A 22,612-nucleotide genomic window follows, 5' to 3' on the forward strand; every position below is an offset into this window, starting at 1 on the left:
TTCAGGACTCCTTGACCGCGATGGTCTCCACCGTGTTGGCGACGTGCTCGAACGCGTCGGCCGCCTCTTCCAGCACGTCCACGATCTGCTTGAGCTTCAGCACCTCTATGGCGTCGTACTTGCCGTTGAAGAGATGGGCGAGCAGTTTGCGGTGGATCTGGTCGGCCTGGTTCTCCAGACGGTTGACCTCGATCCAGTACTCGGTGAGATTGTCCATGGTCCGCAGCCCCGGCATCGCCTCGGCGGTCAGCTCGGCCGCTCGGGCCAGCACCTCGATCTGCTGGGCGACGCCCTTGGGAAGTTCCTCGACCTGATACAGCACGACCAGGTCGACGGCCTCCTCCATGAAGTCCATGATGTCGTCGAGCGAAGAAGCGAGGTTGTAAATGTCCTCGCGGTCGAAGGGCGTAATGAAAGAGGAGTTCAGCTGGTGGAAGATCGCGTGGGTGGCATCGTCCCCCGCGTGCTCCGCTGCCCGCATGCGCTCCGCGATCTCGACTCGGGAGGCAGAATCCGCCCCGAGCAGTTCCATCAGGAGTTTCGAGCCCGTGACGATGTTGTCCGCGGATGCGGAGAACATGTCGTAGAAGCTCGTCTCCCTGGGGGTCAGACGAAAGCGCACGTGGGGTCCTCGGGGTGCTTTGGATTCGGTCAGGCTGATGCTAGGCGCATCATCCGGCCACGGCTAACCGGCGTTCTTCAGTGTCGCGCATCAGGCACAGTGATCAGCACGGGCCCCCGGTCACGTTTCAGCTGAATTCGTTAAGATATACCCACCAGGGGTATATAGACGGCAGGGTAAAGGGAAAACGGGAGGAAGTAATGACCACCACCGAGACCGCCGGGACCACCAGCGAGACGGAATCCACCGTCACCGATCACGACCGCGGCATACACGGCTATCACCACCAGAAGGCCGAACACCTCAAGCGGCTGCGCCGGATCGAGGGCCAGATCCGCGGTCTCCAGCGCATGGTCGACGAGGACGTCTACTGCATCGACATACTGACCCAGGTATCGGCGTCCACGAAGGCGCTCCAGTCCTTCGCCCTCCAGCTGCTGGAGGAGCACCTGCGGCACTGCGTCGCGGACGCGGCGGTCAAGGGCGGCGAGGAGATCGACGCCAAGGTCGAAGAAGCCACGAAGGCGATCGCCCGGCTGCTCCGCACCTGATGGCGGGGGTCCTCGGGCCGCGGGCCGCGCTCACCCCCGGTGGTCGCCCTGCCGGGGGACGGTGGTCCGCTCGTTGATCACCCGGACGTCGAGCACCTCGTCGATACGGTCCGCACTGAGCCGTTCCCCGATCGCGGCCGACGCGGCGATCATCAGCTCACCGCAGAGCTCGATCTCGGCGAGGGCCACATGGTCGGATACGGTCCGCGTGCTGAGCGTCACCACGTCACTCACCTCTCACTGCCGTCGCCGGCTTCCTAGCGTAGGGAGCGCACCACGGGCCGCGCATGGCACGGACGGACCATTTCGTCACCGCCGGCATGCCTATGCCTCCGCCCGCACCCGTCCGCCCCTCGGCTATCGCTGTCGGATCTGCCCCGTATAGATGTCGCGGCCCTCCGGAAGCCGTACGGAGACCGGCACCCCGAAGCCGAACAGCAATGTGGTCGACACCACCTCCACCGACGGCCCCTCGTTGGCGAAGCTGAACCGGTGGCGCACCTTGCGCAGCCGCCCCCGCTCGTCGAGGTACGCGTCGAACGGCACCGTGTCCGTGCTGAACCCTTTCGCTGCCGCCGCCAGCGCCCCGCCCGATCCCGGCGCGGCCTCGCGAGCGGCCAGCCCGATGTCCGCCGTCCCCCGGTAGTGCCGCACGGGGACCCCGGCGAGCACGGTCTTCCCCACGTACGTCACCTGCCGCGCCCCGCGCAGCAGTTCGGCGGCTGCCATCGGATCGGTCACCCCGCCGGTGACGAGATTGCCGTCCTCCAGGGTCGTCGTGTCGACCCTGACCCATTTGTCCGCGGGCACTCCGGCACCGCGGTTCATCATGTAGAGCGCGCCGGGGGCCAGCAGTTCGGTGATGGGACGGTGCTCCTCCTCACCGGCGGCGTCCTTGGGCAGCACGACCGTGAGCCGGCCCTTCCGGCTGCGGAAGTCGTACGCGCCCCGGCCCTTGATGGTCACCCGCGTCCCGCCGGCCGCGGTCTCCATCGACGTACGCACCTCGGCGGTCCCGGCGGTGTCCCCGGGAGCGGGGGCGGCCCCGGCCACCGCCACCGTTCCGGTCCCGCTCACCGTCCCCGCCAGCACCGCGGCCGCGCGGTGGACCGTGTCGAGGGCGTCGGCCCCGCCCCGCTCGTCGGCCACGGCCCGGTCACCGCCGCCACCGCTGCCCGAACATCCGGCGGTCGCCGCCATCACGCCCACCACGGCAAGGGCGCAGACAGCGCGCGCCCCGCCTCCGGACCTGTGCTGCCGCACCACCATCGCCTGCCAACCCCCAACGCCGTAACGCCTGCCCGAGAGGCCCATCCGTCCGGATAACGACGCCCCGTGTCCCCCGTCACGCCGCCCCCGTCGGCCACACCGCCGGGTGGCCGTGCCCAGTACCGTGGACGGGTGTATGACCAACGCCCCGACGAGGTCCCGCCAGCCGCCTCCGCCCCCGTGTCCGCCGGGCACGAACCCACGACCGTGGAACGCGGCTCCTTCTGTACCGCGCGCTGTGCCTGTGGGTGGTTCGGACCGGCCCGCCGCTCCAGAGACCGGGCGCGTACGGACGCCGCGGAGCACCGCGCGGCTCCCTGACCCCTCCCCCCGGTACGTCCGCCGTCCCCGACTTCTCCGGCTGATCCCCCCGCACCCGGCCTCCGCCCCCACCGTCCGGCCCTTGAGCGCCAAGACTCGGAGATCCGATGAACCTGCCACCCCTGCCCGCCCGGCGCACCCTGCTCACCGCGGGCGCCGCGGCAGCACTCACCGGCGTCACCACCACCGCCTGCAGCGGCACTTCAGGTGCTTCCGGCACCTCGGGAAGCACGGGGGGCGCAAAGGCCACAGGGGGCACGGCGGGCACCGGAAGCACGGGAACCTATCCCGCATCACCGGCGTCATCGGCCTCGCCGAAGCCCTCCCCCGCCGGGCCGGCGGACTGGTCGGCCCTGGCCAAGAGCCTCGACGGCAGCGTCGTACGACCCCAGGACGCCTCCTATCCGACCGCCCATCAGCTCTACAACACCCGCTTCGACGGACTGAAACCCGCAGCGGTCGCCTACGTCCGGCACGAGGCGGACATCCGCGAATGCCTGTCCTTCGCCCGCCGCACGGCCACCCCGGTGTCCATCCGCAGCGGCGGACACTCGTACGCGGGCTGGTCGAGCGGAAACGGCCGTCTCGTCCTTGACGTCTCGTCACTGTCCCGCGTCGGGGCGAACGGCACGATCGGCGCGGGCGCCAAACTCATCGACGTCTACCAGGGCCTCGCCCGCAGCGGCCTGACGATCCCCGGCGGCTCCTGCCCCACCGTCGGCATCTCCGGCCTCACCCTCGGCGGCGGCCACGGCGTCGCCTCCCGCGCGTACGGCCTGACCTGCGACAGCCTGACCGCGGCGACCATCGTCACGGCCGACGGCAAGACCCTCACCGTGGACGCCAAGCGCCACCCCGACCTCTTCTGGGCGCTGCGCGGTGCGGGCAACGGCAACTTCGGCGTGGTCACCGAGCTGACGTTCCGCACCCGCCCGGCCCCGCAGACCGTCACCGCGTACATGTCGTGGCCGTGGTCACGCGCCCGGTCCGTCGTCTCGGCCTGGCAGGAGTGGGGCCCGTCCCAGCCCGACGAGATCTGGTCCTCCGCACACCTCGCCGCCGGCCCCGGGGGCGGCAACCCGACCGTTTCGGTCGCCGCGTTCAGCCTGGGTACGTACGGCGACCTGCAGAACGCCGTCGACCGCCTCGCCGACCGGATCGGCGCCCCGGCCTCCTCCGTCTCGCTGCGCCGCCGCAGTTACCAGGAGTCGATGCTCGTGTACGCGGGCTGCTCGGGCATCACCGACGCGCAGTGCCATCTGCCGGGGACGACGCCCGGCCGCACCACCGAGGGCACGCTCCAGCGCGAGACGTACGCCGCGGCGTCCGACTTCTACGACCGCTCCCTGTCCCCGGCGGGCGTGCAGGCCCTGCTCGACCGGACCGAGGCCTTCACCCGGATCCCGGTGACGCAGGGCGGCGGTGGCGGCTCCATCGCACTCACGGCGCTCGGCGGGGCGATCAACCGGGTCTCCCCGCAGTCGACGGCCTTCGTCCACCGCGGCTCCCGTGTGCTCGCCCAGTACATCGGTTCCTGGAACCCCGGCACGGCGGGCGGCGCCCAACAGGACTGGCTGAAAAACACTCATGCGGCGATGCGCCGGCACGCTTCCGGAGCGGCGTACCAGAACTACACCGACCCGGCACTGACCGACTGGCGCCGGGCCTACTACGGCTCGGCGGCCGACCGCCTCACCGACCTGAAGAAGCAGTACGACCCGGAGCGCCTCTTCGCCTTCCCGCAGTCGCTCTGACGGGCGGTCGCGGGGCGGGGGCGAGGCGCGATCGGGGAGGCGCGGGTGCCGTGCGATCGGGGGGCGCGGGCCAGACGCGCCGCCCCGCACCCGCGCGGCCGGGTCCTACGCGGCCAGGTCCTTCTCGCCGTCGCCGCCGCCCGTGCCCGGACGCGGCTCGGGGATTCCGAACGCCCCGGCCCGGCTCCCGGCCGCGGTCACCGGCTCCGGTCGGCGCGACCGTACGAGTCGGCCGAACCGGTCCGAACGCGAGACGGCCGCCGTCAACGGGGTCAGCAGCATCATCGCCAGCGGGGCGAGCAGCAGGGCGATCGCCGTGCCGAGCGCGAATCCGCCGATGACGTCGGTCGGGTAGTGGACACCCATGTAGATCCGGCAGAAGCCCTCCACGAGGGCGAGGGCAATAGCGGCGATGCCGAACTTCCGGTTGGCCACGAAGATCCCGACGGCCAGTGCCATCGCCATCGTGGCGTGGTCGCTCACGAAGGAGAAGTCGTTCTTCCCCGCCACCAGGACGTCCAGCCCCTGGTGGTCCTTGAACGGGCGGGGCCGGTGCACGAATCCGCGGATCGGGATGTTGATCAGGAGCGCGATCCCGGCGGCGAGCGGTGCCCAGACCAGCCCGGAGACCGCCGTCACCGAGTGGTCGGCCGTGCCGTGCCGGCGCACGCTCCACCAGCACCACAGGACCACCAGGACCATGCCGAGCATGATCCCGTACTCACCGACGAACTCCATGACCCGGTCGAACCAGGTGGGAGCGGACTTCGCGAGTCCGTTGATGTCGTAGAGCAGGCTGACGTCGGGGTTCGACCCATCCAGTGCGAGTCCAGCCATCTGCTGCGGCCCCTTGCCTTGTCTGCTGCCGCGGGCACACCGGTGTGCACCGCTTTGACGAACCCCCGTGTCGGTTCGATCACTGCGTGGATCACTACTGCGTAAGTCGGTGCCGCGCCGCATGGTCGATGCGCCGTCGTTCCGGTCCACCCAGGGAACGACGTCCCGTGTGTGTGCGTTCCACTCTCCACCGAATGATCACCATGACGTTATCGAAGAGTGACTCATCGTCGCAGCTCAGGGCCCAGGCTTCACGGAGAGTTCCGGCCACCGCCGCCACCGCGTCATGCCGTCGGCAGGGCCGTCGGAAGGGCCGCCGCGCCGTCCTTGGTCACGCGCGTCGCGCCGAAGTAGTCGGGCGCGTCGATCTTGTCGAACCGGATCACGGCCCCGGTGTACGGAGCGTTGATCATGTACCCGCCGCCGACGTAGATCCCCACGTGATGGATGGCCCGCGAGTTGCCCAGGTCGTTCGAGAAGAACACCAGATCGCCCGGGAGCAGCTCGTCCCGGGAGGGGTGCGGCCCGGCGTTGTACTGATCGTTCGCCACCCGGGGCAGCTCGATGTCCACGGTCCGGTACGCGGCCTGGGTCAGCCCCGAGCAGTCGAACCGCCCGTTCTGCTCGGGCGTGCCGTTGCCGCCCCAGAGATACGGCGTACCGAGCTTCTTCTGCGCGAAGTAGATCGCCCCGGCCGCCTGCTCCGAGGGCTGTACGCGGCCGACGGGCCTGGCGAAGCTCTTCTCCAGGGAGCGGATGATGGTGACGTAGTTCTGCGTCTCCGAAATGTCCGGAACCCCACCGGACCGGATCACCCGGTACGCGCCGGCGTTGTACGCGGCCAGCATGTTGTCCGTCTGATCCCCCGGCACCTTCTTCACATAGCCGGCCAGTTCGCAGTCGTAGGAGGCGGCGGACGGAATCGCGTCGGCCGGATCCCATACGTCCCGGTCGCCGTCCTTGTCCCCGTCGATCCCGTGTCCGGCCCAGGTGCCCGGGATGAACTGGGCGATGCCCTGCGCGGCGGCGGGACTCTCGGCCCGGGGGTTCCAGCCGCTCTCCTGGTACAGCTGGGCGGCCAGCAGAGCCGGGTTGATGGCGGGGCAGAGGTTGCCCCACTTCTGCACCAGCGGCTGGTACTTCGCGGGCACGGCCCCCTTGGCCAGCGCAACGGCGCCGCCGCCGGACCCGGCGAGTCCGGCGGCGGCGGAGTACGTACCGACGACGAGCAGCGCCACGAAGCACATGGCCATGCCGACACCGATGCCACCGACCACCCAGAATTTCCGCACCCCTCAACCATCCCCCATCAAGGACGCGTTCATGGCCGTTTTCGACGGTGTGTACGAGTCATGCGAGTCATCGAGGGTCATCGGGGGCACCGACCGGTCATTCCGGCGCACGGGATCACCGGTCCGGCGCACCGGACACCCGGCCCGGCGCACGGGGTGCACCGGCCGGATCGGCCGGTGCACCGAGTGTCCGTCAGGATGCTCCGGCGGACCAGTGGTCGGAGCGCACATTGGGGCTCGGGAGCGGATAGACGCCCTTGTAGGCCGGCCCGTTCGGCTTGGACTCGGAGTCGGCGACCTTCGACTCCTTCACGCAGGGGCTGTCCGCCTCGAAGAAGGCCTGCCCCTTGGCGCGAACGCTCACGCTGATGCCGAATCCGTCCTTCGTCACCGCGTAGACCGCCGGGAACTCCGTGTCGTTGTTCTTCGCCTTGATGCGGTAGTCGCTCGTGCGCCAGAACTTCTCGACCTGGTCCAGGAAGCTCTGCCTGCGGTCCGCGGACACGATGGTCATGACGGTGCGCCTGCGCGTCACATCACAACTGCCCTTGGTCGTCGGGCCGTGGGCCCACTGCACCTCGGGGTCGATCTCCTTCAGCACGGCGTCGAGCATGCTGTCGGCCCGGTCGGCAGCCTCCTGCATGTCCATGCTGCTCCCCTTGGTGCCCGTGGTGCTCTTGGTGGCCGTGGTGCTCGTGTTCGCACCCGACTGCGCATTCTCGCTGCCGCAGGCGGACAACGTGAAGCCGACAGCCAGAGCCACCGCAATGATCTGGAACCTTCGACTCATCGCTGTTCCTCCATCTTGAGCCGGTCGGAGTGTCCCGACACGATAAGAGCGATGCTGTCGGCGGACATGGCGTCCCGTACCGGGTTGAAGTAGTTCGAGTGTGCATCGAAGCTCAGACCGTCACCGCTGATCAGCGGCTGGCCGGGGGCCACCGGGAACCGCCTGGCACCGAAGGCCTTGCTCGCCGGGTCCTTGCCGAACCAGAGGTCGTCGTCGCCCGGGTCGGCCAGGTCCCCTGCGGCGTACGCACCGGCCGGACCGCCCAGGATCATCCCGATCCCACCCACGACGACCTGCGTCTTGGACGGGAGCTTGGTCACCGGGTCGTTGGCCGCGGCGCCGACGAAGACGTGTCCGGCACCGACTCCGAGGTCCACGGCCCGGTCCACGCCCACCCCGGGGCTGCCGACCAGGATGATGTCGTCCACCCCCGGAATCCCGCCGAGGTGCTTGGCCGCGGCGCCGACGGTGCGGGAACCGTAGGAGTGCCCGATGGCCGTGATGTGCGGGTCCTTGTTCTGGTTGGTGGCCGAGATGCCGCTCATGAAGTCGTTGTACGCCACGCCGCCCTTCTCCGCCCGGCCGGTGCCCGCGACCGCCAGGCTCGACAGCCCGTCCGGCGTCTGCGGTGCGTCGTATCCGAGCCAGACGATCGCCGCGCTCGACGGGTCGTAGCCCTGGGCGCCGATCGCCGTGTCACGGGCGCGCTTGAGGTCGTTCTTCGCGAATTCCTCGTCGAGGGAGGTGTTCAGTCCCGGCACGTAGGCCGACACGTTCTTCGAGGTGTCGGGGTTCCCGTACGAGACGATCGCCCGCCCGTTGCCCTCGTCGCTGATACCGATGAGGTACATCGGGGGCTGACTGCCCTCCTTCAGCTGCCGGTCGATCTCCCGCAGCCCGGCCAGCTTCTCCTTCGACGCCTTGTCGCTCTGGCCCTCCAGCTTCGAGATCAGATCCGGCAGGTTCCGGCGGTTGGCCGTGTCCCGGTCCGCCACCGGAATCCCGTCGAGGCCGCCGATCTGGTCCGGGGAGAGCTCCAGGTACCGATCGCGCTGCTGCTGCGTCAGCCCCTTCCACCAGGCCTCGCGGCCGGCCGCGCTGGAGCCGCGCGGGATGCGGTCGTTGAGGTACTGCCGCTCCCCGTCCCGCACCGCCGACTCGACGCGCGTACCGGACCCGGGCAGCCCGGTGAGCGCGCCGCCGCCCCCGCCGGAACCCTTGGCCACGTCCCAGGCAGCGGCCACGTACTGGCCCTTGTCCCACTTGCCGCCCGCCTTGTTCGCGACCTGTGCGTACTGGTCGACGACGCCCTTGGCGGTGTCGCCGGGGTGCGCGATCGTGTCGATGGCCCCGGTGACGTCGCCCAGCAGCCCGTCGTCGCCCACGATGCCGGTGAGGAAGTTGCCGTCCGAGCCGCCCTTGGTGCCCGGGACCGGAGTTTGTCTACCCGCGTTGACCTCTGTAGAAGAACCGCCGGTTCCATCCGAACCACCGGCCCCGCCGGTGCCATCGGAACCACCAGCACCACCGGAGCCGCCAGAACCACCCGAGGCTCCGGCCCCACCGGCCCCGCTGCCGCCGGAGCCGCTGCCGCGGGTCGAGTCCGACCCGCCGGAGCCCGTTCCACCGGTCACGGTCGCGCCTTCGGACCCGGCGCCGGAACTGGTGCCGTCACCGCTGCCGTTCCCGTTCCCGTTGCCGTTCCCATTGCTCCCGCCGCCGGCGACGGCACCGGGGGGCGGGCAGGCACTGCCGGTCAGCTGGCAGATGGCGTTCCGGAGCTGGCCGGACACCTGCCCGCCGATCCCCGTGGCCACGAGCCCGCCGATGAGGGCCACGACCACGAGGATCATGCCCAGGTACTCCATCGCGGTCTGACCGTTGTCGCGACGCGACTTGATCATCCGCACGATGCTGAACGGCCGGTGCTCGACGCGCTCTTCGGGGGCGAGCCGGAACCATGCGCGAGACCGGGGCCGGCACAGCAGGACGAGGACGACGACGGGCATCACCAGTTGCGTCACGCCCCGGCCGTTGTCCGCGTCGTTCAGCGTCGCCAGCGCACCGAGCGTGAGCCAGGCGTGCACGGCCAGGAGCCCGCGCCAGACCCAGACGCCACCGCTGCGCAGGTACAGCGACAGCCCGAACCCGATGATGCCGGGCAGCGCGGCGTACAACACCATGCCCAACAGCCGACCGTCCACCGCATCGAAGGACGAGGCCACGAGCAGTACGTCGAACGTCCCCACGACCGTGAGGACGAAGAGCAATCGGACGAGAATCAGTACCGCCTGCAAGGGGCGTGACAATGGCTGCCTGCCCGGAGGGACCTCGGCAGTGCTCATGTCAGCACCACCCGGTACCGCTAGTTCTCGTATGCCAGACACGGCGAGTCTCCCCAGCTTTGTGAGTGGGCGCAGCGACAGTTCCCCCCGGTATCCGTATGCGACCACAACAACGCAGGGCCCGGCATGGGCCCCAGGGCCCAATGCCGGACTCAATGTTCGGGCCCCCGCCCGGCCCTCCCCTTTCCCCCACCGACCGTGCCGTTACGGGTCATTGAGGACGATGACGGGGCGTCAGGGAGCTCCGGCGGACCAGAAGTCCGAGTGGACGTTGGGGGCGGGCACAAGATCCCCCGTGAACGTCCGGCCGTTGGCCTGGGTCTGCGGGGGACGGACCTCCGTCATGATGAAGCAGGGCGTGGTCACGCTGACGTGAAATCGCCCCTTGTAGCCTACGGACAGGCTCATTCGAAATCCCGCAGAGCTTCGCGCATAGATCGCAGGCATGGTTTTGTCGCGGTCCACGCTGGTGATGGTGTACCCGCTCTTCTTCCAAGCTCGCTCGATCACGCCGAGCAAGCTTCCCCGCCTAGCCTCAGAAACAATGGTCATCACCGCAGCACGACGCGTTGCTGCCCCTGTCTCCCGACCGCTGATGGTGTACGAATCACACCCGCTCTCCGACGACACGTCGTGCACCCAATCCAATGTTGGCTGCACCGACGAAAGCGTAGCCAGAACAATGGCGTCCGCCTTCTCTGCAGCAGCCTGCAAGCTCACCCTGCTCATTCCGCCCCTGTCATTCGTGTCCCGATCAGCCCTGCATCCGGGAACCCCGCCAATCAACACCGCCGCCACAGCGCAACGAACCCACAACTTCACCGATACTCCTGGGTCGAGACTCTTCCCCCATGCCCAGAAACAACTTTCGCAACGTTGCGGGCTGATTCTTCGTCTTTCTCAGGGTCGAAATAATTGGAGTGCGCATCCACGGGGCCACCGTCAATGAAAGGGCGCGGCCCGTCGTCAACCCTGATGCGCTGCGCACCAAATTCCGCTCGGGCAGGGTCAGTTCCGTAGTAGATCTGACTCTCGCGGGTGCCTGCATCTCCGAGCAGGTAGCCCATGCCGGCCCCGACTACGCCAGCCGCCACGCCGGTCTCCGGAAGGCTCTGGCTGCCGAACCCTGTCTTGAATCCCTCAACCGTCCCCAGCGCCTCGACATGGTTGGGCAGCTTCGTGACGGGATCATTTTCCGCAGAGCCCACATACACGTGCCCCTTCCCCACCTTCAGATCGTCGGCAGTCTCAGCCCCCGTCCCTGGACTACCCAACAAAACGATGTCGTCCACGCCTGGAATGCCACCCTCACTCCGAGCAGCGACACCTACCGTCAACGAGCCGTAAGAGTGACCGATCGCCGTCATGTGAGGATCGGGATTTCCATTCGTGACACTCAGGCCGTCCATGAATTTGCTGTAGGCCGGTGCCCCGATTCGAGCATCTCGATCACTCATCACAGCCAAATTTTCCTGGATCTTCTCTGCAGGAAGCTGAGGCGGATCGTAGCCGAGCCATACGATCGAGGCACTTGAAGGGTCCATCCCCCTCGCCCCGATGGCTGTGCTTCGAGCTCGCTCAATATCGTTGCGCGCGAAGCTCTCGTCCAGCGATGTGCCAAGCCCTGGAACGTATGCCGCCACATTGCGCGATGAGTCCGGGTCTCCGAACGAGACAATTGCCCGCCCGAGACCCTCATCGCTGATCCCCAGCAAGTACATGGGTGGCGCCCCCGGCTCAGGGGCTCCCCGCAGCTGCCGATCGATCTCCCGCAACGCCGCCAGCTGTGTCTCCGACTTCGCGTCGTCCCGCCCCTCCAACTTGCCCATCAGCAGCTGGATGTTGTCCCGGTTCGCCGCATCCCGCACCAAGGCCGGAATGCCGTCCAAGTTGCCGATCTGGTCCGGGTACACCGCGAGGTACTCCTCGCGCTGTTCGTCCGTCAGGCCGGACCACCAGGCCTTGCGTTCGGCCGGTGACGCGTCGCGCGGGATCGCGTCCTTCAGGTAGCCGCGCGCCGCGTCCCGTACCGCTGCCGCGTCGCCCGCCGTGTCCTGCCATGTCGAGTCCGGGACCTTCAGGCCCTCCTCGGCCTTCAGCTTCCGCAGGATCCGGGCGTACCGCCAGTCGATCTCGGCAGCCGTCCGCACCGCCTTCGCCACCCGGTCCGCGATGTCCTGCGCCTTCGCCACGTTCGGGTTGGGGGCCACCAGGGGCGAAGGCGCATGCAGTCCGGGCGCCGCGCCCCCGACCACCGCCGTGCCGCCCGGCAGGGGCTTGCCGTCGATCAGGCCCTCGCCCGCCGCCGGGTACGTCACCGAACCGTCCGCGTGCACGGTGAGCTTCAGGCTCTCCGCGTCGTCCAGCGCCTCCCGCAACGCCCGCTGCTGGGCGCGCAGTTCATGCGCCATGCTGTTCAGCGTCGTACGGAGCAGACCGCACTCCGTGTAGACGTAGCTCAGGTTCCGGCTCATCTGCCGCAGCCGCCCGACCGCCGCCCTCGCCGCCTCCCCGTGCTGTGTGTCGCGCAATCCGTTGAGCAGCTGCGTCTCGATCCGGTCCCGTCCCGCGTCGGCGCGGTTGCTCGCCTTGCCCCACCCGTCGGCCGCGCCCTCCAGCTCGCCGCACTTCAGGTCCCGTAACTGCGCCCAGGTCAGGGTCATCGCGCCCCGTCCCGACCCACCGACGCCACGGGCGCGAAGGCGGACTTCACGGTCTCGTCCGTCTCGCCCTGGGCCCGCGCGACGGCGCGCAGTTTCCCGGCCAGTGCCCGGCACTCCCCGCGCGCCGCCTCGAACCTCCGCGTCCACGACTCCCGTACGGCACCCAGTTCCGCCAGCGCGGTCAGTCCGCCGGTCCCGGCGAGAAGGCCCTCGTGCGCGGTCTCCAGTTCCGACTTCACCGGGCCGAGGTGCGTACACATCCCTTCCGCACCACCGGCTGCCCGCAACCACGCACCGTCGCTGTGCTTCAGTACGTCCCCGCCACCGCCCGCCAGATCGCTCAGCCGCTGACGGCCGCCCGGCTGTCCCGTCACTGCCACTCCGCCCACCCCGTCTCCGTTCCTTGATCGCGGAGCGGCACTGTGCCAAATCCGGTGAGGGCGACACGCCACACATCCGGACACCGGTGGGCGGAGCGGGCCCCGGTTCCCGGGCGTCCCAACGCGGTGCCCCCGAGCGCGGATCACCCGAACGGTGGACGAGTGCCGGGCCCTACCCGCGTCCGCCGCCCCGCCGTACGTCCTCGGGTCCGCCGTGGCGAGACGGTGCAGCACCGCGGCGGCCCGGCCCTCGGGAGGGGTGCCGCCCTCAGGGAGCCCGAACCCGAGCCCGAACGGGAACCCGAATCCGAACGGAGATCCGAGCCCGAACCCGAACCCGAGCCTGGGGACGGGTCGGTTCTTAGGCCGATTCCGGGAACGTCAGCAGGACGTCAGTGAGGCGTCAGCGGAACGTGAGCAATCCACAGGATGCTTTGGTTGTCAAGAGGTCAGAGAGAGCGGTTCGCCGCAGGATCCGGGCCTTGTCTCACGCTCATCCTGGGAGAATTCCATGCGTACCATCCGCACCCGCAAGCACACCGCTGCTCTCGGCGCCGTCACCGCGGCGCTCGCTCTGGCCCTCACCGCCTGCAGCGGGGACGACACCGGCACGAAGTCCGCCGGTAAGGCGGGCGACGCCGCCACGGTCGCCTCTTCGACGGACACCTCCAAGTCCGGCGACGCCGCGAAGACCGCGGACGGCTCGAAGACCGGTGGTACCGCGCAGAACACCGGGGCCACGAAGACGGGCACCTCGAACACGGGCACGTCCAAGGGCGGCTCCGCGGCAAGCGGCAACACCAGCGACAGCTACGCCTACAAGCACCCGTGCAAGGCCGGGGACCTGTCGGTGCGCGTGTACCCCCGCGAGGGTTCGGCCACCCAGCACGTGATCGAGATCAACAACACCGGCGCGAACTCCTGCGGTCTGAGCTACTTCCCGCGGGTCAGCCTGGGCGCCGCGAAGGCCTCGGACCACAGCAAGGACATCATTCCGGCGGTTCCCGGTGGCCTGGGCGGCGCTCCCGCGTACCCGGTCAAGCCCAAGACGGCCGCCATCGCGGTGATCGACCTCAACCCGAGCGGTGCGAACGGCGTGACCTGGATCGACGAGATGAACGTGCTCGCCGACGGCGACCACATGCCGAACGCGGACACGCAGAACTTCCCGCTCGGCCCGGACGTCAAGGTGCTCGACCCGAAGCTGGGCCTGTACCGGAGCACGGTCGCCGACGCGGTGCGCTCCATGCAGTCGGCGGGCAAGTCCTGACCCGCTGAGCCGGACCGTACGACGAACGCGGTGGGACGCACCACGGACGCACCATCTCCCCTCCCCCTTGGCCGTACGCCCCGCACCCGACACCGAGGGCCCGGATCACATGTGATCCGGGCCCTACGACGTTCACGGCCGCGAGGCGCTGCGCATGCGGCAGGCGGCGGCCGTCGTCGTCATCGCGCGCCGCGGGAACTCCGGGCGACACCGCCGGCCTTCGGCGCAGGCGCTAAATCGAGCCAGTTCGCCAAAGCGGGCAAAGCCGTGCCCCGGGTCGAATACTCCCTGCCGAACACCGGGTTCCGCGCCGACCGCGCCCGTCCCGGGCTCACCTCGCCGCACGAGAACCTGAAGCTGGGCGCCTGGCGCGAACCCCGACGGCATCCGTTCCCGAGGCGGCCCCACGCCGCGGTGGATGACCTGAGGACGGTCCGAAAACGACCAGAATCCGGACGGGGACCGCTGCGTGGGATGGGTAACGTTCGACGGGTGTCGGAGTCGTTGCCACGGGGGGCGAGGTGAGGGCAGTGAGCGGCGTAGTTGTCCATCTGCCACGGGTGGGCGGTGGCGTCGGAGGGGTGCCGTTCGGTGACCCGGTGACGTTGCGGCTCGGCCCGGGGGAAGTGGCGCGTTTCGGACGGGGCTCGGCGACGACCCCGGTCGAACTGCGCCTCGACGACGCGGCCATCTCCCGGCTGGCCGGCGAGATCCGGGTGACCGACGACCACTGGCAGCTCAGCAACCACAGCGGGACCCAGAGCTACCTGGTGGAGAACCCGGAGGGAGCGGGAGAGTATCTGCGGGTCCCGCCCCGGCGGGCCGGCGCCCCCATCCCCTTCGAGTTCTCCCGGGTCGTGCTGCCCACCCGCCGGGGCACCACCGTCGCCTTCCAGGTGTTCGCGCCCGACCACGTCTATCTGGACCCCGACGGCATGGCGGGCGAGTGGGGCAGCCGCACCGTCATGGCGTACTCGCTGGACGAGACGGCCCTCTACTTCCTGGTCCTGGTCGCGCTCTGCGAGCCTCGGCTGCGCGACGAGTCGCCGGTCGCGGTGCCCACCACCCCGCAGATCGTCGAACGGCTCAGGAGCCACGCCGCGTGCGGCCAGTTGAAGGCCCGCGCGGTCAGCTCGCACATCGACTACCTCGCCGAGGAGAAGATGCGGATCAGCACTCCACCCGAACGCCCCTCCGGAGCCGGAGCCGGATCCGGAGGAGCGCGCCGCAATGGCAAGCGGGAGGCCCTCGTCGGGATCGCGCTGCGGTTCGGACTCGTACGGGAGGAACATCTGGCGCTGCTTCCGCCCCGGTGCGGGCGGGGTACCGGAGGGGGAGACGGTGCGTGGCCGGGGCGACACATCGGGAAGTGACCGTACGGAGCTGCTCCCGCGCGGCTACCGGGTCGGCGGCTGGGAGGTCACCGAGCCGATCGCGTCCGGCGGCTGGGCAACGGTGTACGCGGGCCGCTCGGCCGATCCGGCACAGGAGCCGGCCGAGGTCGCGCTCAAGTTCCTGCCGACCGCGGGGCTCGCACCGCGCCAGGCCCGCAAGGTCGCGGAGACCGCCCGGCGAGAGGTCGAACTGGACCGCCGGGCCGGCCATCCGCGCCTGATCCGCCTGCTGGACTCCGTCGTGATCAGCGATCCGGACCGGGCGTTCCTGGACGGAGCGATCGTGCTCGTGATGGAGCGTGCCGAGCGCAGCCTGCGGGACGTGTTCGACGCCGGGGTCGTGGAGGCGGACGTCGCCGGGCTGTTCGCCGGGATCTGTGAGGGCCTGGCCCATCTGCACGGCAGCGGCTGGGTGCACGGCGATCTCAAGCCGGAGAACATCCTGCTGATGGCCGACGGTGCGCTCAAGCTCTCGGACTTCGGGCTCGCCACCGAGCTGACCGGCACCGACGGCACCCACGGGTACGCGCCGCCGATGGGCACCCTGGACTACCTCCCGCCCGAGCGCTGGCAGGCCCCGCTCGGCGAGCACGGCGTGGAGGTGCGGCCCAGTGCCGACATCTGGGCCCTGGGCATCATGGTCCACGAGGTGTTCGCGTCCGGCGCCTCGCCGTTCCCCGGCGCGACGCCGGTGGCGCGCGGCGCGGCGGTACAGGAGTACGCCGACGGGCGCGCGCCGCTGCGGATCGACAGTGCGGTGCCGCCGTTCTGGCGCGCCCTGGCCATCGACTGCCTGGCCCCCACCCACGCCGACCGTGCCGCGCACAGCGCCGGGAGCCTCCTGGCGCGCATCACCGCTCGGTCGCCTTCGCCGCGCCCGGTACGCCGCCGACGGGGGACCCGCGCCATCCTGGTGACCGTCGCGGTGTGCGCGGTGGCCGCGACGGTCTGGTCGCACGCCGCCGGCGACGCCGCACCGGGCGCGAAAGGTGAACCGCTCGGTCGGCTACGGGTGTTCAACGCCGACGACGACTGCAGGGACCGTACGGACCGGAACCCGCAGTGCAGTCTCGGCCTGGCGATCGACCCCCTTCAGCCGTACACCATCGACAACGTCGTACCGACACGGGTATGGCACGGCGACGTCCTCGCCGTCGAATGCCGCCTCCCCCAGGGGATACCGATCATCGACGAGTCGGACGCGAGCTCCACCGAGTGGTACCGGATCCGTCTGCCGGCCGGCGCCACCCGCTCCTCGGCCTGGCTGCCCGCCGTGCGCACGACGGACCACCCCCGGGTTCCCGACTGCCCGCGGCCCAAGCCTGTCCGATGAGTGTCGGCGTTCGCGCCGCGGGCTGTCACTCCGGATCGTTCCGGATGTCCTGCCCGGCAGCCCGACGACTACGTTACCGATCACCGATCAACTCCCTTTCCCCGCAAGGCTATTCCGACTCGAAGGAGCAGTCAGGTGCGTGGCTCGACCGAACGACGCGCGATGTGGAGATCAGCGGTCCTGCTGGTCGTGGTGGCCGTGACCGGCCTCGGCAACCCGGCCTTCGCCCAGGGCACCCGCGACGTGCCGGGCCCCCTCGGGAACACCGGCCCGGCCGCGCTGTACTGCGACATTCCGGCGGACCGGGACATCGCCGTGACCCGCAAGGTGTACGAGGTCGGGCAGCGCCGCGGCGTGTCCGACAAGGTGATGCTCGCCGGCTTCGAGACGGGCTGGGTCGAGTCCCGCATGAACAATCTGGCGTGCGGGGACCGGGATTCGCTCGGTGTGTTCCAGCAGCGGCCCTCGATGGGCTGGTGCGAACCCGCCCAGTGCCTCGACGTCGACTTCGCGGCGAACAAGTTCTTCGAGGTGGCCCAGCAGATGGAGCCCGACTGGGATACCGCGGGCGAGCTGGCCCAGGCCGTCCAGCGTTCCGGATACCCGGAGCGCTACCCCCAGGCGGAGGGCTACGCCCGGGAGCTGATGGGCGAGGCGTTCCAGCCGTACGGCACGATCGGGGCGAAGTACGCCGGCCTGGGCGGCCCCGCCGGCCCGCTCGGCCCACCGGTCCGCGCCGAGGAGGACTCCTCGCTCGGCGGACGTTTCCAGCTCTTCCAGAACGGGATCGTCCTCTGGCATCCGGATGTGGCCTACGCGGTCTACGGGGACATCCTGACGAAGTTCTGGGACACGGACGCCGAACGACGCTGGGGCTTCCCCACCACGGACGAAGCCGACGCCGCACAAGCACCCGACGGAACCCGCGGCCGCTACCAGTTCTTCGAACACGGCCTGTTCCTCTGGTCCCCCCAGACCGGCGCACACACCGTCCACGGCGCCATCTACGACGCCTTCCACGCCGCCGGACACGAAAGCGCCCTCGGCTACCCCCTCACCGACGAAACAGACGAAGCAGGCGGCAAGGCACAGAAGTTCCAGAAGGCCACCATCCACTGGAACGCCGACCGCGGCACCTGGATCACCGACAACTGACCGGGAGACGGCTATGAGATCGCTGATCGTTCGGCGTGTGATCGGGGCGGTGACACTGATCCTGGCGGCCCTCGCGGTCACGTTCACCACCGCACCCGCCGCGAGCGCGTCCGAACCGGGCGGGCCGATCGGGCGCGGCGAGGCGATGGACCGCGCATGGTCGTGGATCGCCGAGCAGGTGCCGTACAGCCAGACCGGCTGTCACGAGAACCAGTTCGGCTGCTACCGGCCGGACTGCTCGGGCTATGTGTCGATGGCCTGGAACCTCGGCACGTCCCTGACCACCTGGGCCCTGTGGGACGTCACCTTCGACATCCCCGCGAACGACCTCCAGCCCGGCGACGCCCTGCTGCGCGACTCGGGCGGCACGGACCACGTGGCCCTGTTCCTCCGCTGGGCGGACCCGGCCCACACACAGCCGGTGGTGCGCGAGGAGTACGACTTCGGGCACGTCGCCGAGGAGCGGGTGTGGGCCGACGGGCTCAGGGGCTTCACACCCCGCCGCTACAACAACCTGGACGACCTGATTCCGTACGGCACCATCGCGGCGAAGTACGACAGCACGGGCGGCCCCGGCGGCCCGCTCGGCCGGCCGATCACGGGTGAACGCGACTCCTCGCTCGGCGGACGTTTCCAGCAGTTCCAGAACGGGATCATCCTCTGGCACCCCGATGAGGCCCACGCGATCTACGGGGACATCCTGACAAAGTTCTGGGACACGGACGCCGAACGACGCTGGGGCTTCCCCACCACGGACGAAGCCGACGCCGCACAAGCACCCGACGGAACCCGCGGCCGCTACCAGTTCTTCGAACACGGCCTCTTCCTCTGGTCCCCCCAGACCGGCGCACACACCGTCCACGGCGCCATCTACGACGCCTTCCACGCCGCCGGACACGAAAGCGCCCTCGGCTACCCCCTCACCGACGAAACAGACGAAGCAGGCGGCAAAGTCCAGAAGTTCCAGAAGGCCACCATCCACTGGAACGCCGACCGCGGCACCTGGATCACCGACAACTAGCCATCCCATCCCCACTGCCACTTCCGACCAGGAGGTCGTGTTGAGCGAGTACCGTCCCACCCGCAGGAACGTCCTGAAGACCGCGGGCGGCCTCTCCGCCGCACTGGCGCTCGGCGCCGGTGGCGTCCTTGCCACAGCCACGGCGGCGAGCGCGGCCGGTGACGGCTTCGGGCTGCACATCGTGGACCGCAACGAGAACGATCCCCGGATGAAGTACTACCGGTTCCAGACCGACGCGATCGGCTGGAACCCCGGCGTCAACGTCCTGCTCCCCGACGACTACGCCACCAGCGGCCGCACCTACCCGGTCCTCTACGTGTTCCACGGCGGCGGAACGGACCAGGACTTCATCACCTTCGACCACCTGGGCATCCGCGACTGGACCGCGGGCAAGCCGGTCATCGTCGTGATGCCCGACGGCGGCCACGCGGGCTGGTACTCCAACCCGGTCAGCTCCAACACCGGCCCCCGGAACTGGGAGACCTTCCACATCGCCCAGCTGCTCCCGTGGATCGACGCGAACTTCCGGACGTACGCCGAGTACGACGGCCGCGCGGTCGCCGGGTTCTCGATGGGTGGCTTCGGCGCGCTGAAGTACGCGGCGAAGTACTACGGCCACTTCGCCTCGGTGAGCGCCCATTCCGGCCCGGCCAGCCTGCGCCGCGACTTCGGCCTGGTCGCCCACTGGGCCAACGCGTCCTCCGCGGCCCTGGACCTGGGCGGCGGCACGGTCTACGGGGCGCCGCTGTGGGACGAGGCCAGGGTCACTGCCGACAACCCGGTCGAACGCATCGAGAGCTACCGCAACAAGCGGGTGTTCCTGGTCGCCGGTACGAGTCCCGACCCGGTCAACTGGTTCGACACGGTCAACGAGACCCAGGTGCTCGCCGGACAGCGGGAGTTCCGGGACCAGCTCGGCGCGGCGGGAATCCCGCACGAGTGGCACGAGGTGCCCGGCGGGCACTTCGTCCGCCCCGATCTGTTCCAGCGCGACCTCGACGGTGTCATCGCCCGACTCCGTAAGGCCTGACACTGCGCCGTGAACGACCCGACGCCTCGAACGAGGCCGACCCACGATGTCGGGACCGGTCGGAACACCCGGTCCCGACGTCGCGCTCTCTCCTCCCCCGCCGGTCCGTACCGGGCCCCACCCCACACCCCCTCAGTCACACGGAGGAACGACCATGTCCACCCCCTCGCAGCCGGAGCGCCGAGACGCCTCCCGCCGGTCGGCGCTCAAGGCAGGCATGGGCTTCGCCCTGGGCGCCGGCCTGCTGGGCGCTGCCCCCGGTGTGGCAGCCGCTCGCGACCGATCCGCCCCGACCGCCGCCGGACGACCGGCTCCGCGACTGCTCCAGACCGGCACGCCGCTGTGCGAGCAGCCCGGCGACTCGGCGAGCGCCCAGGGTCTCGGCTCCGGCGACCTGGCGATCCCGTACTACCGGGAGCACGACAACACCTGGGGCTACGTGTTCGGCGACGCGTTCGGCGGAATCGCCCAGGCCGACCCGTATCTGGGGTCTCCGGTGATCCTGAACCAGGCCGGCTTCGACGCCTCCGGCCAGACCCCGATCTCGTTCTCCTGGGCGATGCCCACCGGCGGCGCCGCCGACCAGTGCTTCGCCTACGCGCACTGGGCGGACAACGGGCACGGTTTCGAGATCTCCCGCATTCCCAACGACTGCATCGAGTTCGGCGGACGCACCTACATCCAGTACACGTCGGTGGCCCTGTGGGAGAACATCCCGGCCGGGTACGACGGCTCGCTGATGTCGGGCGTCGCGTACTCGGACGACTACGGCGTGACCTGGCAGGACTACCCGTACCACTGGCCCGGCGACACCCAGGGGACGAACCAGTCCATGTACGGGATGTGGTCGTTCGCGGGCATCGACCCCGACGGCTGGCTGTACATCTTCTCCAAGCGCTGGAACGGCACACACGCGAACACCGCCGACGGCGGCGCGATCCAGCTGTTCCGCATCCGGCCGGACGAGTTCCGTGCGGGCAACTTCGGAGCCCAGGAGAACTGGGCCTATCTGGACGGCCGCTGGCAGTGGACGACGGCGGCGGCACCGTCGATCATGCTATCCGGGAACAAGATCGGGGAGTTCTCCGTCAAGCGGATCGGCAACACGTACTGCATGAGCTACTTCGACGTGGACGACTACTCGATCTGTACCCGTACCGCATCCCGCCCGGACGCCGTATGGACCGCCCCCAAGCCCCAGATCGTCGGCGACGGCCTCCCGCCGCACCACTGGGGCAAGCCCCAACTCCCGTTCCTCTATGGCGGATACATCCACCCCGGCAGCGCGAGCGCCACGTCCCTGACCCTGATCGCCTCGCAGTGGCAGTCGGTGAACCACGGAAAGACGCCCTACCGCGTCCTCCAGTACGACGGCATCCAGCCCTGACGCACCCGCACCGCACAGAGGCACGGAATCGGCTTTCGATCCACCCCCTCCCAGCCCCATGTGCCCGGAATGAGACATTTCGCATGGGTCGCCGGATCGCCGATCGCGACCCACACGACTCATCCAGCCTCCGACACCCGGCCGACGCCCTGATTTCCGGTCGAACGTGGCGCGGTGCAACAGCAAAACCGAAGAGCAGGCCAGCGCACGGACACGGCGCGAGCCACCCGGCCCCGAACGGCCCGACATCGAACCAATGAACGCCAACTCAGCTTATTCGCACGACAGTTGGCCATTTTGGCGTATGTGCATCGCTGCTCCCATACGCCGTCTGGCCGTCGGACCGAACAGCTGGTCCGCTGTTCGCAGTCAAGTCATCGCCCGCACGGGCGGGCAGGACACGGGGGAGGGCACCGACCAGATGAATGCGATGAAACGCATGGGCACGGCCATGGCCGCGAGCGTGCTGATGGCGGGCACAGTGCTGGGGATAACGGGCTCGTCAGCCGCGGCGCAGGACAACGGGCTGGCCGAAGTACGCAGCGCGGTCGCCTCGGTGATGGGCGCCGACGTCGCGGCCAAGGGCCGTCAGATCAACGCGACGACCCTGGACTTCAACGGGTTCACCGCAAGCAAGGCCACGCCCGGCCTCAAGCTGAGCTGCCGCTACGGGTACCTGTGCATGGACGTGCGGGGCACGGTGTTCAACTACTACACCTGCGGCAAGTGGTCCGTCTCCAACTGGTACGGCACCGGCCCGTGGATCAACAACCAGACCGCGGGGACGGTCGCCCGGTTCTACGGGCAGTCGGACAACGAGCTGTGGAACACGACGGCATACAGCTCCGGTACGGCGGACTGGGCTCCGGTGTATTCACTGCGCCCCTGCTGACCCGGGCCGGATGGCCGACCCGCGGGGCAGAGCCCGGGTGCTGGGCCTGAGCCCTCGAAGTGGTGTGCCGGATCGTCGGCATCATCGGGACCGGGCGGCGCCGGCGCAACGGCCACGCCCGTCCGGCAGGCACGTCGGGGCGTCACCGATCACCACGGTGGCGCCCCGAGTCATGGGCCCTCTCCGGGTCCCGGCCACCGAGTGCGCGGCGGGCCAGGAGACGGCCACTCGGCGGGCAGCGGCACCGAACCGTGGATCGAGCAGCGGTCGGACAGCCCGCCGCACGCCGTGACCGAGCGCCTTGTT

The 22,612-nt window shown here is 69.6% G+C and carries 21 protein-coding genes; 11 read left to right on the forward strand and 10 right to left on the reverse strand.

Annotation, left to right across the window (positions count from 1 at the left end):
* Position 1 precedes the first annotated feature (1 nt).
* On the reverse strand, positions 2–622 hold the full coding sequence (locus tag OG520_RS18660) for a DUF47 domain-containing protein (protein ID WP_093899728.1): 621 nt from the start codon (positions 620–622) through the stop codon (positions 2–4).
* Between the two features lie 200 nt (positions 623–822).
* On the opposite strand from OG520_RS18660, the gene OG520_RS18665 reads away from it, so the two are divergent.
* Complete coding sequence (locus OG520_RS18665) at positions 823–1,173, forward strand: metal-sensitive transcriptional regulator (RefSeq protein WP_399334621.1); 351 nt, start codon at positions 823–825, stop codon at positions 1,171–1,173.
* Positions 1,174–1,203: 30 nt separating this feature from the next.
* Here OG520_RS18665 and OG520_RS18670 read toward each other — a convergent pair whose 3' ends face one another.
* Entirely contained in the window at positions 1,204–1,398 is a 195-nt protein-coding gene (locus tag OG520_RS18670; RefSeq protein WP_399334623.1) for a hypothetical protein, read from the reverse strand.
* 132 nt (positions 1,399–1,530) lie between these two features.
* Positions 1,531–2,442: a hypothetical protein gene (locus OG520_RS18675; RefSeq protein ID WP_406013907.1), complete on the reverse strand. Its 912-nt coding sequence runs from the start codon at positions 2,440–2,442 to the stop codon at positions 1,531–1,533.
* A 132-nt stretch (positions 2,443–2,574) separates the two neighbouring features.
* On the opposite strand from OG520_RS18675, the gene OG520_RS18680 reads away from it, so the two are divergent.
* A complete protein-coding gene (locus OG520_RS18680; RefSeq protein ID WP_406013908.1) occupies positions 2,575–2,763 on the forward strand; it encodes a hypothetical protein in 189 nt (62 codons plus the stop codon).
* 107 nt (positions 2,764–2,870) lie between these two features.
* Entirely contained in the window at positions 2,871–4,517 is a 1,647-nt protein-coding gene (locus OG520_RS18685) for an FAD-binding oxidoreductase (RefSeq protein ID WP_406013909.1), read from the forward strand.
* A gap of 105 nt (positions 4,518–4,622) precedes the next feature.
* On the opposite strand, the gene OG520_RS18690 is transcribed toward OG520_RS18685, so the two are convergent.
* The 7 genes from OG520_RS18690 to OG520_RS18720 all read right to left on the reverse strand — a co-directional run bounded on the left by OG520_RS18690 (position 4,623) and on the right by OG520_RS18720 (position 12,818).
* Complete coding sequence (locus OG520_RS18690) at positions 4,623–5,354, reverse strand: phosphatase PAP2 family protein (RefSeq protein ID WP_406013910.1); 732 nt, start codon at positions 5,352–5,354, stop codon at positions 4,623–4,625.
* Positions 5,355–5,638: 284 nt separating this feature from the next.
* Positions 5,639–6,601, reverse strand: coding sequence for an NlpC/P60 family protein (locus tag OG520_RS18695; RefSeq protein ID WP_399334664.1), 963 nt, complete (start codon positions 6,599–6,601; stop codon positions 5,639–5,641).
* 238 nt (positions 6,602–6,839) lie between these two features.
* Positions 6,840–7,436: a hypothetical protein gene (locus OG520_RS18700; protein WP_266416332.1), complete on the reverse strand. Its 597-nt coding sequence runs from the start codon at positions 7,434–7,436 to the stop codon at positions 6,840–6,842.
* The gene (locus tag OG520_RS18705) at positions 7,433–9,781 is read right to left on the reverse strand and encodes an alpha/beta hydrolase (RefSeq protein ID WP_406013911.1); all 2,349 of its coding nucleotides are present in this window, start codon (positions 9,779–9,781) and stop codon (positions 7,433–7,435) included. Before OG520_RS18705 ends, OG520_RS18700 begins: the two co-directional genes overlap by 4 nt.
* A gap of 234 nt (positions 9,782–10,015) precedes the next feature.
* The gene (locus OG520_RS18710) at positions 10,016–10,510 is read right to left on the reverse strand and encodes a hypothetical protein (RefSeq protein ID WP_406013912.1); all 495 of its coding nucleotides are present in this window, start codon (positions 10,508–10,510) and stop codon (positions 10,016–10,018) included.
* Between the two features lie 89 nt (positions 10,511–10,599).
* Positions 10,600–12,444: an alpha/beta hydrolase gene (locus tag OG520_RS18715; protein ID WP_406013913.1), complete on the reverse strand. Its 1,845-nt coding sequence runs from the start codon at positions 12,442–12,444 to the stop codon at positions 10,600–10,602.
* Positions 12,441–12,818 (reverse strand): hypothetical protein, encoded by a 378-nt coding sequence (locus OG520_RS18720; protein WP_406013914.1) that lies wholly within the window; start codon positions 12,816–12,818, stop codon positions 12,441–12,443. Before OG520_RS18720 ends, OG520_RS18715 begins: the two co-directional genes overlap by 4 nt.
* A 517-nt stretch (positions 12,819–13,335) precedes the next feature.
* Here OG520_RS18720 and OG520_RS18725 point away from each other — a divergent pair.
* From OG520_RS18725 to OG520_RS18760, 8 genes are all read left to right on the forward strand, one after another.
* On the forward strand, positions 13,336–14,094 hold the full coding sequence (locus tag OG520_RS18725) for a DUF4232 domain-containing protein (RefSeq protein WP_406013915.1): 759 nt from the start codon (positions 13,336–13,338) through the stop codon (positions 14,092–14,094).
* Between the two features lie 530 nt (positions 14,095–14,624).
* Positions 14,625–15,467 carry a serine/threonine protein kinase gene (locus OG520_RS18730; RefSeq protein ID WP_406013916.1) on the forward strand — a complete coding sequence of 281 codons (843 nt, stop codon included), beginning with the start codon at positions 14,625–14,627 and terminating at the stop codon, positions 15,465–15,467.
* The gene (locus tag OG520_RS18735) at positions 15,436–16,821 is read left to right on the forward strand and encodes a serine/threonine-protein kinase (protein WP_406013917.1); all 1,386 of its coding nucleotides are present in this window, start codon (positions 15,436–15,438) and stop codon (positions 16,819–16,821) included. Before OG520_RS18730 ends, OG520_RS18735 begins: the two co-directional genes overlap by 32 nt.
* A 162-nt stretch (positions 16,822–16,983) precedes the next feature.
* Complete coding sequence (locus OG520_RS18740; protein WP_406016517.1) at positions 16,984–17,976, forward strand: LGFP repeat-containing protein; 993 nt, start codon at positions 16,984–16,986, stop codon at positions 17,974–17,976.
* A 13-nt stretch (positions 17,977–17,989) separates the two neighbouring features.
* The gene (locus OG520_RS18745) at positions 17,990–18,997 is read left to right on the forward strand and encodes a hypothetical protein (protein ID WP_406013918.1); all 1,008 of its coding nucleotides are present in this window, start codon (positions 17,990–17,992) and stop codon (positions 18,995–18,997) included.
* A 40-nt stretch (positions 18,998–19,037) separates the two neighbouring features.
* On the forward strand, positions 19,038–20,027 hold the full coding sequence (locus OG520_RS18750) for an alpha/beta hydrolase (protein WP_406013919.1): 990 nt from the start codon (positions 19,038–19,040) through the stop codon (positions 20,025–20,027).
* A gap of 154 nt (positions 20,028–20,181) precedes the next feature.
* On the forward strand, positions 20,182–21,414 hold the full coding sequence (locus OG520_RS18755; RefSeq protein ID WP_406013920.1) for a DUF4185 domain-containing protein: 1,233 nt from the start codon (positions 20,182–20,184) through the stop codon (positions 21,412–21,414).
* A gap of 421 nt (positions 21,415–21,835) precedes the next feature.
* Positions 21,836–22,306: a hypothetical protein gene (locus OG520_RS18760; RefSeq protein WP_406013921.1), complete on the forward strand. Its 471-nt coding sequence runs from the start codon at positions 21,836–21,838 to the stop codon at positions 22,304–22,306.
* The last annotated feature ends 306 nt before the right edge of the window (positions 22,307–22,612 follow it).

It is taken from the genome of Streptomyces sp. NBC_00984 (genome assembly GCF_045162475.1).
In the GTDB taxonomy this organism is placed as follows: Bacteria; Actinomycetota; Actinomycetes; order Streptomycetales; family Streptomycetaceae; genus Streptomyces.

Coding starts and splice junctions, on each gene's coding strand:
- OG520_RS18665 (WP_399334621.1), top strand. CDS start 823: ATGACCACCACCGAGACCGCCGGGACCACCAGCGAGACGGAATCCACC.
- OG520_RS18675 (WP_406013907.1), bottom strand. CDS start 2,442: ATGGTGGTGCGGCAGCACAGGTCCGGAGGCGGGGCGCGCGCTGTCTGC.
- OG520_RS18685 (WP_406013909.1), top strand. CDS start 2,871: ATGAACCTGCCACCCCTGCCCGCCCGGCGCACCCTGCTCACCGCGGGC.
- OG520_RS18690 (WP_406013910.1), bottom strand. CDS start 5,354: ATGGCTGGACTCGCACTGGATGGGTCGAACCCCGACGTCAGCCTGCTC.
- OG520_RS18695 (WP_399334664.1), bottom strand. CDS start 6,601: ATGTGCTTCGTGGCGCTGCTCGTCGTCGGTACGTACTCCGCCGCCGCC.
- OG520_RS18700 (WP_266416332.1), bottom strand. CDS start 7,436: ATGAGTCGAAGGTTCCAGATCATTGCGGTGGCTCTGGCTGTCGGCTTC.
- OG520_RS18705 (WP_406013911.1), bottom strand. CDS start 9,781: ATGAGCACTGCCGAGGTCCCTCCGGGCAGGCAGCCATTGTCACGCCCC.
- OG520_RS18710 (WP_406013912.1), bottom strand. CDS start 10,510: ATGAGCAGGGTGAGCTTGCAGGCTGCTGCAGAGAAGGCGGACGCCATT.
- OG520_RS18715 (WP_406013913.1), bottom strand. CDS start 12,444: ATGACCCTGACCTGGGCGCAGTTACGGGACCTGAAGTGCGGCGAGCTG.
- OG520_RS18725 (WP_406013915.1), top strand. CDS start 13,336: ATGCGTACCATCCGCACCCGCAAGCACACCGCTGCTCTCGGCGCCGTC.
- OG520_RS18740 (WP_406016517.1), top strand. CDS start 16,984: ATGTGGAGATCAGCGGTCCTGCTGGTCGTGGTGGCCGTGACCGGCCTC.
- OG520_RS18745 (WP_406013918.1), top strand. CDS start 17,990: ATGAGATCGCTGATCGTTCGGCGTGTGATCGGGGCGGTGACACTGATC.
- OG520_RS18755 (WP_406013920.1), top strand. CDS start 20,182: ATGTCCACCCCCTCGCAGCCGGAGCGCCGAGACGCCTCCCGCCGGTCG.
- OG520_RS18760 (WP_406013921.1), top strand. CDS start 21,836: ATGAATGCGATGAAACGCATGGGCACGGCCATGGCCGCGAGCGTGCTG.